The organism is Sunxiuqinia sp. sy24, from assembly GCF_052677165.1.
Map to the genome: position 1 here is coordinate 598,103 of NZ_JBQYLH010000001.1, position 16,221 is coordinate 614,323.

The window sequence follows — 16,221 nt, forward strand, 5'->3', positions numbered from 1 at the left end:
GGCATCAAAAACTGGTGGCACATTATCCGTTAAAGTAATTGTACTGCTTGTGCTAACTGAGTTTGTACATTCGTCGGTAACGGTATACGTTCTGGTAATAACAATCGGACAGGTACCGGCAGAAACATCTGAACTGGTTACAGTCAGGGCAGTATTGGGTGTTATGTCATCACTAATGGTGAGTCCCATGGACTCAAGTTCGGCCACGGTGGTTGCCGCAGGAGCATCCGCCAGACCGCAGCCTTCAACATCTGTATCGCTGATCGAGCCTGCAATTACTGGAGCCTCATCAACCGTGATATCAATTTGATCCTGCGCGCTAAGCCCATTCGCATCCGTTACCGTAACGGTGTAGGTGGTGTTGGTGGATGGGCTGACTGTTATTGCTGCCGTGGTTGGATAACTACCTGAAGGATCGGAGGTCCATGCATAAGTCAAAGTTGGATCGCCGGTTGCATTAGCGGTAAGGGTGGTCGATTGGGCCGAGCAAATCGGATTAGTACTAGAAGAAACACTAACCGTTGGCGCACTGTTAATCCCCGATAGGATGATACTTCCATCGGTAATGCCATAAGCTATTAAATCATACAATGTGGTATTAATGCTACCCACTCCTTCGCCATCATAAATTTCCCATGATGCAGTGTTTTTTGAATAGACTGCTGCTGAAATTGAGCTTCCTGAATTATGAATGTCAGTGTCTACAAAGTCTGCAAAGACGTCATAAGAAAAACTTCCGGTAAATCCTGTAATATCAATATCCCAATACCGGTTCAGGAAACTTGCGCCATCTGAATTTTCATTTTGATCAGGCTTCGATGCTCCCATACTGAGCGCAATCTGTCCAGGTCCACTACCTCCTGTAATTTGAATATCGATTGGGATCAATTCTCCATTATCCACTAAGCGAAACTCATATTTAGGTCCAGTCGTTGCAGGGATTTGAAGGGTATCATCGTTAAGTGTTAAACGACTATCTACACCCAAATTAAAACTATTTGTTATCTCCAGGGAGTGTGCTAATTCCAAATCAATCCCATCCCAGGTGCTAATATTCGGGATCGCGATCTCACTATTGACAACGAAGGTGCTGTTTGAAGTCGTGTTTGTATTTCCGAACTGAAATACCCCATTGGTAATACTTTTGGCTCCGTCGCCTAGTTCTCCTGATAGTCCCATGTCAATAGCAGCGCTGGCGGTACTGGCATGTTCAAAAATGATTGTTCCGCTGGTGAAATTGAAAGCACCTTGTGCAGTAACATTTAATGAGCCGGTATTGCCCAGACCGTTGCCCTCGGTAGCAAGTGTAATGATACCGCCTGAAATGTTTATACCGGAAGGAATCCCCGGAGGAACTAAAGAGCCTCCTGCTGAGTTGTGCAGTCGACCAGCAATATTTACTGTACCGTCAGATACCTCAAAAACGCCATCCGTATTGGTTTCGACACTGTTCCCGGAAGAGTTTCCAAAATTGGCTGTGCCGCCATTCACCCGAATCAGTCCTTTATTGTTAATGGTGAAATCACCAGTAGTAATTGTCCCTCCTGTATTGACCTCAAGTCCTGCCTTTGCAGAAATGACACTTGTGGGTGTAGTTATTCCCGGATTGTTTAAGCGGGTGATGGTGGTGGTACCACCATTGACTTGAAGTAAGCCTTTTTCAAGTTGCAGGTTATTGACGGTGATGTCTGAGTTAACGGCAATGATCGAACTAACATCTTCTCCGGCATTAATTAAAAGATTATTGAAGCTTGTTGCGCCTGTAATTGTTGAACCGTGCGTATTAAACGCAACAGTTCCATCATTGGCAGTAAACGTCCCGTTGTTGGTCCAGTCGCCGGTAATGGTCAGCGTTGCTCCATTGGTTATAACCAGGCTGCCTCCTGTCTGGATCGTGATGTTTTGGCAAGTAGCAGCAGCATCAATTGTGATGGTGGTTCCGGTCGCAATAAACACCTCTTCACTCGCCGTAGGCACAGCTCCATCCCAACTGGAAGAAGCACTCCATAAACCTCCTGTTCCGGTTGATGTTGGAGGCGGCGGAGCGATGTTCGAAAGAGGGGTGCTATTGGTTTCGGTAAGTGGTTCGGTCCTCGCATTCCATCGCTCGTTGGGGTTTGCTGTCTTTTTTTTTGTTGCTAAGGCAATAAGCTCGGGCTCGTTGGCGTTTGGATGCTGTTGGTTGGCTTCGGAATGGGTTGCCGATTGAGCTTCACTTAGGGGCATGAAAAAAACATCCAAGACATTCTCCTTGAATGACTCAGATGATGGATGAGCTTGAGAAAAACTAATTTCCTGCAAAAAACACGCGAACACTATCACACCCACTACGACCGTAAGAATCTTATTTTTTAGGACCATTTAAAAATTGATTCTTGCACTTAATTCACAACCAAGTGTTTTCAACATTACTAAAATTACAAAATCCCAAGTTAAAACCCTTGCTCCTTGAGACGCCACTGTTTGTCCAGTTTATGCGTTTTAAACGCTTAAGGACTCAGCTGCTACCTGCTTGATAGCTTTATGTTTGTATCGATGTTGTGTCCTAATGTATTGTTGTTCAGTAGGATGTGTTGCTTGGCTGTTCGCTCCGGATTTGTTTCATCAGTTGGGAACTTAGCCTTTCAATCAATTGCAGGTAGCGAAAATATGTTCAAAAGCATAAAACTAACATAAGTTAATCCCGAATTAAGCGAATAAGTTACCCTTATTTTATGTTTTTTTTGCACGCAAAGCCTTATTTATAATGGATTTGAATTTTGTCTGTCGCCGGTAAAGAGTAACAGGCCATCTCGGGCATTTTTTTAGCCTTGCTCAGCCTGTTGATTATCAGTCTTCACTATGCGTTACTGCCGATACGACCCTCGGTAGACTCACGCTTGTCTGCGCATTCTTGAGTTCCTAAGTTCCTAAGTATATTCAGCGTATCCGTACGCTCATCCCTTCGTACGTTCGTGAGTTCGTGCCTTCGTATCCTCGTGCCTTCGTGATCGCCTTCGTCCTTTCTCCTTGTAGCTTGCTTGTCCTTCCGGACGGGACTTCATTTTTTCCAGTTGATGAAAAAACCAAGCAAAAAAATCTTGTCAAACTTATCCTTCGTCGCGCCTCACGGTTTTTTCTTTCCGGACCACATCCCTGGGTACCCACCAAAAACCGCTCCCGCCATCGCCGGCCCGAGCGAGTTTGACGGCCAGCCCTGCTTTCGCCTACGGCTAAGTGGGGACTTATTGATTGAAGCCCTTCAGGCTATTGTCAGTTGTCAGTTCGTCTCTTCGTACGTTCTTCTTCCTTTATCCTTTATCCTTTAACCTTTAATCTTGCATCTCCTTTCTCTGTTCCGTCTGCCGCAGCATTGGTGCTTTTACCGGCTGTTGCTCGCAGCCGGCGGTGCCTTTTCTCTTGTTGTCCCGGGGTGCCGCTCGCTACGCTTGCTTTGCCCCGGGCTAAATTGATTGAAGCCCTTCAGGCTATTATCAGTCGTCAGTTGAGAGTTTTCAGTTGGCGGTTTTCAGTCCTAGGAAATACTCTCTCTGTAAATTTCACAGGATAAATTGTCAGTGGTAGGCATTCATTGGATGCTCGATTCTCGCTATTTTCATTTGACATCGTTCCCTCGTGTGCTCGTGCCTTCGTACGTTCGTACGTTCGTGCGTTCGTGCCTTCGTGATCGCCTTTAACCTTTCTCCTTGTAGCTTGCTTGTCCTTCCGGACGGGACTTCATTTTTTCCAGTTGATGAAAAAACCAGGCAAAAAAATCTTGTCAAACTTATCCTTCGTCGCGCCTCACGGTTTTTTCTTTCCGGACCACATCCCTGGGTACCCACCAAAAACCGCTCCCGCCATCGCCGGCCCGAGCGAGTTTGACGGCCAGCCCTGCTTTCGCCTACGGCTAAGTGGGGACTTATTGATTGAAGCCCTTCAGGCTATTGTCAGTTGTCAGTTGTCAGTTGTCAGTTCGTCTCTTCGTACGTTCGTGAGTTCGTGCCTTCGTATCCTCGTGCCTTCGTACGTTCTTCTTCCTTTATCCTTTAACCTTTAATCTTGCATCTCCTTTCTCCGTTCCGTCTGCCGCAGCATTGGTGCTTTTACAGGCTGTTGCTCGCAGCCGGGGGTGCCTTTTCTCTTGTTGTCCCGGGGTGTCGCTCGCTACGCTTGCTCTGCCCCGGGCTAAATTGATTGAAGCCCTTCAGGCTATTGTCAGTCGTCAGTTGAGAGTTTTCAGTTGGCGGTTTTCAGTCCTAGGAAATACTCTCTTTGTAAATTTCACAGGATAAATTGTCAGTGGTAGGCATTCATTGGATGCTCGATTCTCGCTATTTTCATTTGACATCGTTCCCTCGTGTGCTCGTGCCTTCGCAAAAAGCCTTCTCCCTTTCTCTGCGCCCAGTGCTCTTTCCTCCTGTCTCCCTCTTCCATGCTTTCTACCCATTTTCCTGACCTCGTACGTTCATCCGTTCGTGCCTTCGTGAGTTCGTATTACTTGCGTTTTCGAAAGGGATCAAATCCATATCTTCTGGGTATCTTCTGTATTTCTTCTGTATAGCTTCTGTATAGCTTCTGTATCTTTTTACGCAGAAGATACGTAGAAGAAATACAGAAAGTATGTATAATATAAGACTCAGTTATGGCGAAGATAAAAGACGGATTATTGGGATCAGTATCGGGTAAACTGGGACCGCTGGTGGTTGTTCAGCGCGGTGATATGTCGTATGTGCGGGCCGCACCAAACTACACCAAAGACTCCTGGTCGGATCGGCAGCTGCAACATCGGCAGCGGTTTAAGGCGGTGAGTGCCTTTTGCAAGCAGTATAAGCAGCAGTTTATTATTCCTATTTGGAACCGGCTGGCAACGAACAGCAGTGGGTATCACTTGTTTATGAAAGCAAACATGCCAGCATTCGGTCGCGCGGGAGAGTTGGAAGATCCATCCATGCTTCATTTTGCTGACGGCACGTTGCCCTTACCTTTTAAGCTTACGTTGGTTGCTGATCCGGAACAAGTCGATCAGCTGGAGGTGAGCTGGCTGAACGATGAAGGACTGACCGGGCTTCGTTTAAGTGATGAGCTTTGGTATGCAACGGTTTCAGCAGACGGGTTTCAAGGACCATTCGAAAGTGGCATACACCGCTCAGCGCAAGGAGGACTGATTGCACTTCCAGAAGAATCGGGTTTGTGTGAGGGAGTCTACCTGTTTTTCGCGTCACCTGCCCGGGATGCTTTTTCACCCGACTGCTTTCTGGCGATCTGAGTAGTAGAGAGTCGTGAGAAACGAGTAGTGAGTCGCGAGTAACTGAGAACCAAGAGTCAAGAGGGCTGCCTGCGCACAGCAACCTGACAGCGTCCGAAGACTAAGAGCTAACCACAGAGTCGCACGGAGTGATTCACAGAGAATTGCGATGGCGAACGGCTAATTCCTCCACTTCACCGGAAGGTGAAAAGTTCGGCCTACGAGGGTTTTGAAACAGAAAACAAGGGAAGGAATCCGCGCGGGTACTCGTTAAGAAAACCCTGTTTGACGACCAACGAGAGGAGTTGGTTTTCGGGGAGTGACTGATCCGTCATTTTCGTTCAAAAGCATCGTCCGCCTTGATCTTTTCGTTCTTTTGGATCAAGCCAAAAGGACAGGTCTTCTTCATCGGAAAAGAAATGAAAAGTGCTGTTGGGATAAGGCATTGATCAACAGGGCGACCACCTCCCTTTCGCGTTGGGCGAAAGTTCTCCTCCTTGGCAGGAGGAGAAAGGACCAGCAGGTATTAACCGGAACCAATAATAACCGACAACTTCTGACTAGCAACAGATCCTGAAACAAGTTCAGGAAGACGCTCAAAACGGATAACCGAAGGCACGAGGATACGAATGTACGGAGGCACGAGGTCACGAACGCACCGATTACCAACAATACCTAAGTCCTCCACTTCACTGGAAGGTGAAAAGCGCGTTAGCCAAATTCCGGCAAATCCATGTTCCGTTTCGTTCAAGCAAGTGGCAGACAGGAGAAAATGTTCTTTTTGGCAGCAGCCCTAATGTTGTTTAACGAATTAGCAGGGCGAGATGTGTGTTTTGTAGCAGTTCATTAGGGCTGCACTCCGTCTCTTTTATTATCTTAGGCTCGATTTGTTCAAATGATACAATCGATTGTATTTTTTGAAGTTGTAAGTCCTTACGAATTTCAGTACCGGATAGGGCATGTTTTAATGAGCGAAGTTTCCAGTTTCGTAGTGGATGGTGGATTTTGATTGTTTTCCAGCGTATGGCAACGGTCTTTGGTTGGTTGCTGGAGAAGGTGAAACAGACAAGGCGCTAAAAGGCAAAAATAGATCAAGCTAAAGTGGAAGTTTAATTTTAGACTCAAAATAACGAACAACTAAACGAATAAACCGATGAAACGAAGAGATTTTTTACGGACAGGCAGTACTGCTTTTGCGGCTGCCGCAGGAGTTACCATCATCCCGTCAACTGTACTGGGAAAAGCTTTTGGAAGCGTAGCCCCGAGCGATAAGGTCAATCTGGCCTGTTTTGGAATTGGCCATCGTGGTGGTGAAATCATCAAAGCGCTGCATAATACCGGATTGGCTAATGTGGTCGCCTTGTGCGATGTGGATATGGGCGCTGAACACACCCTCGATCTTATCAAGCGATTTCCGGATGTACCCCGGTTTCGCGATTTCCGCGAGTTGTTCGATAAAATGGGGAATCAGTTTGATGCGGTAAGTGTGGGAACCCCCGACTTTTCGCATTTCCCGATTACCATGCTGGCCATGTCGCAGGGAAAACATGTGTATGTGGAAAAGCCCATGGCACGCACCTTTAGCGAGGTGGAACTGATGATGAGAGGGGCTGAGAAATACAAGGTGGCCACCCAAATGGGGAATCAGGGACATTCGGAAGCCAACTATTTTCAGTTTAAAGCCTGGAAGGAAGCCGGAATCATTAAAGATGTAACGGCCATTACGGCTCATATGAATGGAAGAAGACGCTGGCATGGCTGGGATACCGCGATGGCCAGGTTTCCTGACGGGCAGCCCATTCCGGAAACGATGGATTGGGATACCTGGTTAGGAACAGCGCAGCATCACGATTACCAAAAAGATTTTGTTAACGGACAGTGGCGTTGCTGGTACGATTTTGGCATGGGGGCACTGGGTGACTGGGGCGCTCACATTATGGACACGGCACATCAGTTTTTAGATTTGGGATTGCCTTATGAGGTCGATCCGATAAAGATAGAAGGACACAATCCATTTTTCTTTCCGCAGGCTTCTACCTTGGCTTTTAAGTTTCCGGAACGGGGCGCCATGCCTCCGCTGACCATTACCTGGTACGATGGTATGAATAATGTTCCTGAAGTTCCTGAAGGCTACGGCGTTTCGGAGCTTGATCCGGACATTCCACCGGCCAGTAATGGTAAATTGCAGCCTTCGAAATTGAATCCCGGAAAAATCATTTATAGCAAAGAGCTGACCTTTAAAGGTGGCTCGCATGGCAGTACTTTATCCATTATTCCTGAAGAAAAAGGAAAGGCGATGGCTGCTAAGCTTCCCGAGGTTCCGAAGAGTCCTTCCAACCACTTTGCCAACTTTTTGCTGGCTTGTAGGGGAGAAGAAACATGTCGTTCGTCGTTTGCTATTGCCGGTCCGTTAAGCCAGGTGTTTAGCCTTGGGGTGTTGGCGCAGCGGCTGAATACCAAGCTAGTTTTCGATCGCGATAAGAAACAAATTACCAATAATCCGTTGGCTAATGCCTTGCTGGTTGGAGCTCGTCCAAGAGCCGGCTGGGAGGAATTTTATCAGCTTTAGCCGGCTGCTGTTTCATTTAATTTTTCATTTTGAGGCGATGGAAAGCAAGTGGTTTAGCTTGTTTTTCATCGCCTGATTTTTGCTTTTCATTTCAGTAGAGACGGTCTCAATAGATGACTTGGAATTTACAGGGTTTAATCAATCGTGTACTTAAGCCTCGCAGCTTCTGTGGCTCATAAGCGTGACTCGCTATTTCTTTATTCGCTCTTGGTATTCCTTCCTTCCTTCCTTCCTTCCTTCCTTCGGTTATCTGGGCTGAAGTAGCTGCCGATGGAGCTGTTTGGATGTTTTTCGAGCATGTCGATCGGTCGTGTTAGTACCGTTGTAGTCAGCTGATTGTCTGGGGTGATGGTCTTTGCTAGAAAAGGGTTAATAAAAATATTTATTAAATGAGTCTTGAAAACTAAAAGATTTTAATTTACTTAGCTTCCTCAAACCAATAAAACTTTTGTGATGAAACTGTTTGTCTTTTTCTCTGCGCTTCTATTGCCTTTGTTCATGTTTGCTACATCCTGTGATCGAGAATCTTATGGGAAAACAGATATGGCTGATTGTGTTTTGATTTACCAGGGCGGAGAGCATCGTCCGATGGAATGGAACAAAGATCATTTTTTGCCTTATGTGGTTCACGAAGATCAAGAGGGAAATAGAAACTGGTTGTTTGATGGGTTTCTGTTTTTGGAGTTTAAAGACGGCAAGGGGCGCAATTATGCTCCGGGCTACGAAAAGCTGAATGCTCGTCGCCCGGAATGGGAATGGCTGCTCGATCGTCGGTTTGAAAAGGACAAAGCATTCTCTGCATTAGATCAGTGTATCGACGATCAGATTCAGGAGTTGGGGCAGCCGGGCTTTAAGCATCAAGTGATTTCAGGCATTCCTTCGCCAATTTTAAATCAGGATGATTGGGGCGAAATAGACGGTCAGAAATTGGACTTTACGAAGCCTGAAGATCGACTGGAAGCCGGTAAATGGTATATCGACCGGTTCATGGAGCGGTATAAAAAAGAAAATTACGAGCATCTGCAGTTGGAAGGCTTTTATTGGGTGGACGAAGATGTGCGTGGTTGTGCCGATATATTAATCCCTCTGGGCGACTACATCCGCTCGTTGGGTCTCCGTTTTTACTGGATTCCTTATTGGACGGCTCCCGGGCGGGAAGATTGGAAAAAGTACAAGTTTGATTTTGCCTGGATTCAGCCCAATCATTTTTTTCATAAAGAAATCAGCGATGATCGGCTGGATGAAACCTGCGCTTTTGCCCGCGAAAGGAACATGGGTGTCGAGATGGAGTTCGATGGCCGGGCATTGGCCAATCACGAATCCGGCTTTTGTTCGCGACTGGAAGCATATATCGACGCGTTTGAAAAAAACAAGGTGTTCGAGCAAGCATCAATTGCCTATTACGAAGGAGGAAACGGTATTTATCGGTTTCATCAATCGACCAATCCAAAGGATAAGGAACTGATGGATCGACTGGCAAAGCATATTGTTGAGCGAAAAAACAAACGATTTTTAAACCATGAATAGAAAGAACTTTTTATTATCGATGGGTGCAGCTGCCATGGCGGGCCCTTTTTTTATGAATGAGCTACAAGCTGCAGTTCGAAAAAAATCAAACATCAAACCAATCGAAGGCTCCTGGTTCGAGTTTCAGCACCACAGTGCTGCCGAAGGGAAATACTGGAATCCGACCTTGGAGAAATTTACGGCCGAACAGTGGGATGCTAAAGTGAAAGAGCTGGCCGATGCTGGTATGCGCTACCTGGTGTTGCTGGATGTGGCCATTTATGGAAAAAGTTTTTACCCCACTTCGTTGCTTCCGCAGCATGAAATGGGATGTGATGATCCATTGGAAGCGGTTCTGGCGGCAGCGGATAAATATGGTATTCGCTTTTTTGTCAGCAACGGATTCTTTGGCGAATGGACCAAGCCGGCCATGTTGATGCAGGATCGCACGGTGAATAAACTTCGCCTGAAAGCCATGAATGAATTGGCTGAGAAATATGGTCACCACAAAAGTTTCTACGGATGGTACTATCCCAACGAAACAGGGATTCACGGACATTACGATGATGTTTTCATCAACTATGTCAATACCTCTTCGGCCGAGGCTGCTAAGCTGATGCCTAAGGCGAAAACATTGATTGCTCCTTATGGTACGCGCAATGTAGAATATGGGGAGCACTATGAAAGGCAGCTGGAGCAGTTGGATGTCGATTTTATTGCTTATCAGGATGAAATCGGGGTGGAGAAAACAAAGGTGGAAGAAAGCGCTGGCATCTTTGAGAATTTATATAAGATGCATAAGAAAGCAGCTAAGTCGCGCCTCTGGGCTGATGTGGAAGTGTTCCGTTTTGAAGGGAAAGTGTATAATAGTGCATTGCTGCCAGCCCCGGCCGAGCGGGTTGTCCAGCAGTTGGAAGCCGTTTCTCCCTATGTTGAGAAAATATTGATTTACCAATATACGGGTATGATTAATAAGCCAGGATCAGACGTTTTTGCCGGTCATCCGGATTCGGTTCAGTTGTACGATGGATTAGTGCGTGCTGGCGCTTTAAAAGGCAAAAAGTAAGGATGAAAGCAGAAAGTCGACTGGTGATTCGTTTGTTTTTGAGTGCTTGCATGCTGGTACTGACGCTATCTGCCGCTCAGGCTCAAAATTCGGCGAATGTTCTGAATCGGGGTGTTCCGGGTAATAGCTCGGCCGACTTGTTGAACCGAGTCGTTACTGATGTGATTAGTCATAAGCCTGACTTGGTTATCATTCAGGTGGGAGCCAACGACTTGTTGAATACCCGGAAGATGATTTCAGTAGCTGAATATTACGATAATATGGATCAGCTGACTGATCGTTTGTTGCAGCATGACATCAAGCTGGCACTAGTCAGTTCAACCACCGTGGATACCCAGTATCTGTTTGAGCGGCATGATGCTTCGCGCTATCCTAAGCCGCCCATGCAGTTGCTGGCTTTGGGCCGGGATACCTTGCAGTCCTTGTGTCAAGATAAAGGGCTGCTTTTTATCGACTTGTTTGCACATCTTCATAAAATGGGTGTTCCTTGCCATAACCAAGATCATGTGATTATGAACCAGATGAATAGTGGCCGCAGGGATGGGGGCCACTTAACAGCAAAAGGTAATCGTCTGTTGGCGCTGCTGATTTATGAGCAACTGAAGGAGTCATTTCCTGATCTGGCTGATTGGAAGATCATCTGCTTTGGCGATTCCATCACCTTTGGGGTGTTTATGGATGGGGAGGGCACAACCGATGGCGATACCTATCCGGCTGTGCTGAAGCGATTGATACGGGAACAAATGTAGGGTGTGGCGTTGGGATGCAGATTTATCCCGACTAATTAAGCGCAAGAATTTCTTTGAGAAAACTAAATTTTACTAACACGACAAACAAAAACGAATGAATACGGAAATAGGAAAAAAGAAACCGGCAGAAGCCCATGAAGGAAAACGAACCTTGTTGTGGTTAACCTGCTTTGTGGCTTCGCTGGGGGGTGTGCTTTTTGGCTTCGATACAGCGGTCATCTCAGGCACCTTTGGCATGGTGGAAAACCAGTTTGGATTGTCGAAACTATTGGTGGGTTGGTTTGGTAGTTCGGCACTGATAGGGGCTATTGTCGGTGCTTTTGTTGCCGGCTCGTTAAGCGACCGCTATGGGCGTAAGCCCATTCTGATAATGGCGGCCATGCTGTTTTTTGTCTCGGCTCTGTTTTCAGCCATCCCACCAAGCTTTACGCTGCTTATTGCTGCACGACTTGTTGGTGGTTTGGGTGTTGGCATGGCTTCGGTGCTGTCGCCCATGTATATCTCCGAATTTGCGCCGGCGAAAATTCGTGGGCGGCTGGTGGCTCTTTACCAGCTTTCCATCGTCATTGGTATTCTGCTGGCTTATTTCTCAAACTGGGCCTTGCTACAGTATGCTGGTTCGCCCGGCAATATCTTTACCGAAGGAATTCTGCAAAAAGTATTCAATACCGAAATATGGCGTGGCATGTTTGCTGCCGAAATGATTCCCTGTGGCTTGTTTATTGCCTTGCTGTTTCTTGTGCCGGAAAGCCCACGCTGGTTAATTGATAAAGGTTTAGTGGAAAAGGGGACGGCTTTGCTTCGTAAAATTAACGGAGAGCTGGATGAATCGTTGTTACACCCCAAAAAGGCGAAAGACGAAAAAAAGATTGGTTTAGGCGAATTGCTGAAGCCCGGAATGCGACGTGCATTGGCCGTAGGAATTGGCCTTTCGGTTTTTGGGCAGTTTACCGGTGTGAATATTGTAATTTATTACGGGCCTACCATTTTGGAAGGAGCTGGCTTTGCACTCAATAATGCAGTACAGTTTCAGGTGCTAATTGGAATTATTAATTTGATTTTTACGGTAATAGCCTTGACGAAAATTGATAGTTGGGGACGTCGCCCCTTATTGATTGGCGGGATGTCAGCCGTCTTTTTATCTTTGTGTGCTATTGGGACGCTATTTGTCACGGATATTTTCTCAGGAATCTGGACTGTGGTGTTGTTGTGTATCTACATCGGAAGTTTAGCACTATCGATCAATGCGGTGATTTGGGTGATTATTGGCGAGATCTATCCAACCCATATTCGTGGTCGTGCCATGTCGATTGCCACCTTTGCCAACTGGGGAACCAATTTTGCTGCGGCTTTTCTTTTTCCTTGGTATGTGGCTGCAGTAGGCATGGGAGCCGGTTTTTTTACCTTCGCCGCATTCTGCCTGGCAGGGACGATCTTCTTCTATAAAGTGATTCCGGAAACCAAAGGAAAAAGTCTGGAGGAGATAGAGCAGTTTTGGAAATAACAGCCGTTGATGCCTCTATAAAACAAAAGCCTTGCAAGTTATTACTTACAAGGCTTTTTGTTTTTACTTGGTGACTCAGCTGGGGTTCGAACCCAGGACCCCATCCTTAAAAGGGATGTGCTCTACCAGCTGAGCTACTGAGTCATCATGTGTAGTGCCTTTTTGTTTTAAAGGCGTTGCAAAAGTATTCTTTTTAAATTAAAATGCAAAATATTTTTTCATCACTGGTTTTATATGGAGCGGTTGTGTGTGGTTTTGGGGCTGGTATTCAGGTCGATGGAGGTGAGTGTTGCGACGTATTTATATCTAAAAGTCACATGGTTTTCTCTGGATAAGGCTATTGTAATTGTCTCGTTGTTGTGGGGCAAGCAGCAGTAAGTATTGATCACTTGCTTTAAAAACAAGAGCGAACACCATTGGCTTAAAACATTCAGAGACAAAATTACTGAACTTTTAAAGGAGCAGGATCGAGCTTGATGAACGGTAGTGTTGTGCTATTATCGGGTAAAAGTATTCAGGGCACTTCTTAGAGAAGCTAAAATTTTTGCTTGAAAAATGGAAATCCACCGGATTTTGCGGGTGAGCCGTGAAGTTTCAAATGATGGCGAATGGCTCCCCGGAATTGGGCATAAAAAAAGAGAAATATCGATTCGATATTTCTCTTTTGTGGGCGATGAGGGATTCGAACCCCCGACCCTCTGGGTGTAAACCAGATGCTCTGAACCAACTGAGCTAATCGCCCGAATGTTTTCTGAACTCACCCCCTTTTCAGAAAGGCGTTGCAAATATAGAGTCTTTTTTTTTCCTACCAAAGGAACGCTGAAAAATAACTGAAAAATTTCCTCTTTACTTTAAGACATGTGTGTTTACGGAACATGCAATGTCATATTATTTCATTTTATGCTGTGTTCAAGAAGTTCAATTTAGTTTACTGATAAATTGTGTCTGGAATTCAATAGAAGTACAATGTGTCTCTATGCTGGGTTTGAGTGAACTTTTTTTGTTTTTCTTTGGATTTTTATTGAATTTTGGTGGATGATTATGCTTTGAGTAATGGTCACGAATGTAGATAATTACCTGAATGTATAATCTCACCTGAAACTTTGCATAGTGAGCATATGGATATTGAAGACAGGATATTGTTAAACGAAATAAGAAAAGGGAACCGGGATGTGTTTGAGCTTCTGTTTGTGCAGTATTATCCTGTTTTGGTTAAGTTCTCTGAAGGGTATCTTCAAAATCTTCATGCAAGTGAAGATCTTGTTCAATCTTTTTTTGTGATGTTTTGGACTAGTTCAGAGAATATTGACATCAAAATATCTCTCAAGGCGTATTTCTTTAAATCTATTAAGAATTTGTGTTTGAATGAGATACGTGACTTAAGAGTGAAGGATAAACATGAGATTCTGTACATCGAATCTTTGATAAATTCCGAGGCTGGCTCTGATTGCGTTGATTCTGATATTTTTGATTTAATATTGGAGGCTGTTAACATCCTTCCACCTCAGATGGCTGAAATTTTCCGTGAAAAATATTATGCGGGGAAAAAGATAAAAGAAATTGCAACGGATTTAAATATTACTGATGGTGCCGTAAAAACCCAATTATTCCGAGCAAGAACGATCCTAAAGGAGAAGCTCCTTAAATCAACAAGTATTAAATTTTTCTTATGATTTTGTAAATTCTTGTCAACCTTTTATAATTGGTCGTGTCCTAACAATATTAAATTGACATTACTAGGATGAAAGACCTTTTTGATATTGGCATTGTCTGGAATAAAGTGCATCAAATTATATCTGCTAAGGAAGATGAGCAATTAGATGCTTGGATAAATGAAAGTTCAGGTAATAAAGATTACTATCACAAACTTTTTTATTTTTTTAAATCAGGGGCGACATATAATGATGATGAGATTAATGTCGAAAAAGCCAAGAAAAAGGTTACCTATAGAATATTTGTGGTTCCTAAAATACTTCGTATTGGTCGGGTTGCAGCCTTTTTTATTGGAATTGTTGCTGCTGGGTTTCTTCTTTCGGAAGTTATTCAATTTGAGACTGTAGCCGAAAAGAATGTTCGGATTGACCCCGGAAGGACTAAAGCAACTTTGATTTTGTCAGATGGTTCAAAACACAGTCTTGGTGAGTCTTATAGTGTCGAGTTAAAGGAGAATGGGACCATTATTTCCAATTCAGGATCGGAATTAAGCTATGAAAAAGAAAAATCTACAAATTCTCATCAGGCGAAATCTCTGAAAATAGAGTATAATACTTTAAATATTCCGAGAGGAGGTGAGTTTTCTCTCTCACTCTCGGATGGGACCAAGGTTTGGTTGAATTCAGAAACAATTTTGACCTATCCTTTGCAGTTTGGCGAACATGAGCGTGTGGTTGAGTTAATTGGTGAAGCCTATTTTGAGGTAAAGCATAACTCTGAAAAACCATTTAGAGTTAAAATTAATGGTCAGATCATAGAGGTTCTGGGAACTTCATTTAATATTAGTTCTTATCCAGATGAAAGCGAATCGAAAACTACTCTGGTTAATGGCTCGGTAAGAATAAGAATTAATGAATCAGATGAGAATGTAGTTCTGGAGCCGGGATATCAGTGTGTTGTGAATAGGTTTGGTCATGACTATTCGATTGAAGAAGTGAGTTTGAGGAAAGTGACAGCTTGGAAAGATGGGAATTATATATTTGAGGAGGAAACGCTTGAAACAATGATTTCCGTTTTGTCGAGGTGGTATGATTTTACATATTTATTTAAAACAAACGAAGCTAGAAATCTTAAGTTTAGTGGCAAACTTAAGCGTACAGATAAATTTGAAGATATATTAACCATAATTGAAAGAACTAATGAAGTGAAATTTAAAGTAGATGAGAAAAATGTAATTATTTATTAAAAAAGCGATAGGTACCGCTAATACCTACCGCTTGGCTTGTTTAAAAGCAAGTTTTAATTAACTGTTTAAAAACTCAAATCAAAACTATGAAAAAAAACTGGAATGTTTTGCCCTACAGGCAATGCAAGTTCATATTATTGCGTATGAAATTTCTATTCTTATTCCTTTTTGTGTTTGTAATTCAGTCGAATGCAAGTATCTATTCTCAAAATACGAAACTTTCGTTGAAGATAAGAAACACAAGAATCGAAGATGTGTTTAAGCTTTTTGAGAAGCAAAGTGATTTCTCATTTATTTACAGATCGGATTTATTTGTGAATGAAGAAAAAATTGATGTTAATGTAACCGATATTAGGATTGAGGAATTTCTAGAAGAGTATATTATATTGGCCGGCTATAGTTATGAGGTCATAAATCAGACCGTGGTTCTTAGAAAAAGAGAAAATCCAGAGCCAGTGCAATCGGTCAATGAAGAAACTCAGGAAAAGAAAGTAATAGGAAAGGTTTTGGATGAAACCGGAGCTCCATTGCCGGGTGTAACTGTGGTTGTGTTGGGTGAAACTCGCGGAGTAATCACAGATGTTAATGGGAAATTTGAGATTTCTGTTTTACCAACCGATAAGCGTAAGCATTCGCTGAACCCCGTGTTTTAAATCTTTTTGCGGGTCTATACATTTGTTGGTTTGATTTTAAAGACAAAC

Annotated in this window: 10 protein-coding genes and 2 tRNA genes; 9 read left to right on the plus strand and 3 right to left on the minus strand. The window is 44.1% G+C overall.

The annotated features are described in order from the left end of the window. The coding region (locus tag ACUNWA_RS02200; RefSeq protein WP_445590244.1) for a beta strand repeat-containing protein at positions 1-2,226 on the minus strand (2,226 nt) is incomplete at its 3' end. A gap of 2,398 nt (positions 2,227-4,624) precedes the next feature. Here ACUNWA_RS02200 and ACUNWA_RS02205 point away from each other — a divergent pair. From ACUNWA_RS02205 to ACUNWA_RS02230, 6 genes are all read left to right on the plus strand, one after another. Continuing rightward, positions 4,625-5,248 (plus strand): hypothetical protein, encoded by a 624-nt coding sequence (locus ACUNWA_RS02205; RefSeq protein ID WP_445590245.1) that lies wholly within the window; start codon positions 4,625-4,627, stop codon positions 5,246-5,248. 1,132 nt (positions 5,249-6,380) lie between these two features. Next, entirely contained in the window at positions 6,381-7,796 is a 1,416-nt protein-coding gene (locus ACUNWA_RS02210; protein WP_445590246.1) for a Gfo/Idh/MocA family oxidoreductase, read from the plus strand. A 453-nt stretch (positions 7,797-8,249) separates the two neighbouring features. After that, on the plus strand, positions 8,250-9,323 hold the full coding sequence (locus ACUNWA_RS02215; protein WP_445590247.1) for a DUF4855 domain-containing protein: 1,074 nt from the start codon (positions 8,250-8,252) through the stop codon (positions 9,321-9,323). After that, positions 9,316-10,368 carry a DUF4434 domain-containing protein gene (locus ACUNWA_RS02220; protein ID WP_445590248.1) on the plus strand — a complete coding sequence of 351 codons (1,053 nt, stop codon included), beginning with the start codon at positions 9,316-9,318 and terminating at the stop codon, positions 10,366-10,368. The genes ACUNWA_RS02215 and ACUNWA_RS02220 overlap by 8 nt, the downstream gene beginning before the upstream one ends. 2 nt (positions 10,369-10,370) lie before the next feature. After that, on the plus strand, positions 10,371-11,117 hold the full coding sequence (locus ACUNWA_RS02225) for a GDSL-type esterase/lipase family protein (protein ID WP_445590249.1): 747 nt from the start codon (positions 10,371-10,373) through the stop codon (positions 11,115-11,117). Between the two features lie 94 nt (positions 11,118-11,211). Next, positions 11,212-12,621 (plus strand): sugar porter family MFS transporter, encoded by a 1,410-nt coding sequence (locus ACUNWA_RS02230; protein WP_445590250.1) that lies wholly within the window; start codon positions 11,212-11,214, stop codon positions 12,619-12,621. A gap of 68 nt (positions 12,622-12,689) precedes the next feature. Here the strand turns inward: ACUNWA_RS02230 and ACUNWA_RS02235 are convergent. After that, a tRNA-Lys gene (locus ACUNWA_RS02235) sits at positions 12,690-12,765 on the minus strand. Between the two features lie 523 nt (positions 12,766-13,288). Continuing rightward, positions 13,289-13,363, minus strand: a tRNA-Val gene (locus ACUNWA_RS02240). 376 nt (positions 13,364-13,739) lie between these two features. Between ACUNWA_RS02240 and ACUNWA_RS02245 the strand changes: the two genes are divergently transcribed. The 3 genes from ACUNWA_RS02245 (at position 13,740) to ACUNWA_RS02255 (ending at position 16,173) form a co-directional block, all read left to right on the plus strand. Next, a complete protein-coding gene (locus ACUNWA_RS02245; RefSeq protein WP_445590251.1) occupies positions 13,740-14,294 on the plus strand; it encodes an RNA polymerase sigma factor in 555 nt (184 codons plus the stop codon). A gap of 68 nt (positions 14,295-14,362) precedes the next feature. After that, complete coding sequence (locus ACUNWA_RS02250; protein WP_445590252.1) at positions 14,363-15,520, plus strand: FecR family protein; 1,158 nt, start codon at positions 14,363-14,365, stop codon at positions 15,518-15,520. 143 nt (positions 15,521-15,663) lie between these two features. Continuing rightward, on the plus strand, positions 15,664-16,173 hold the full coding sequence (locus ACUNWA_RS02255; RefSeq protein WP_445590253.1) for a carboxypeptidase-like regulatory domain-containing protein: 510 nt from the start codon (positions 15,664-15,666) through the stop codon (positions 16,171-16,173). The last annotated feature ends 48 nt before the right edge of the window (positions 16,174-16,221 follow it).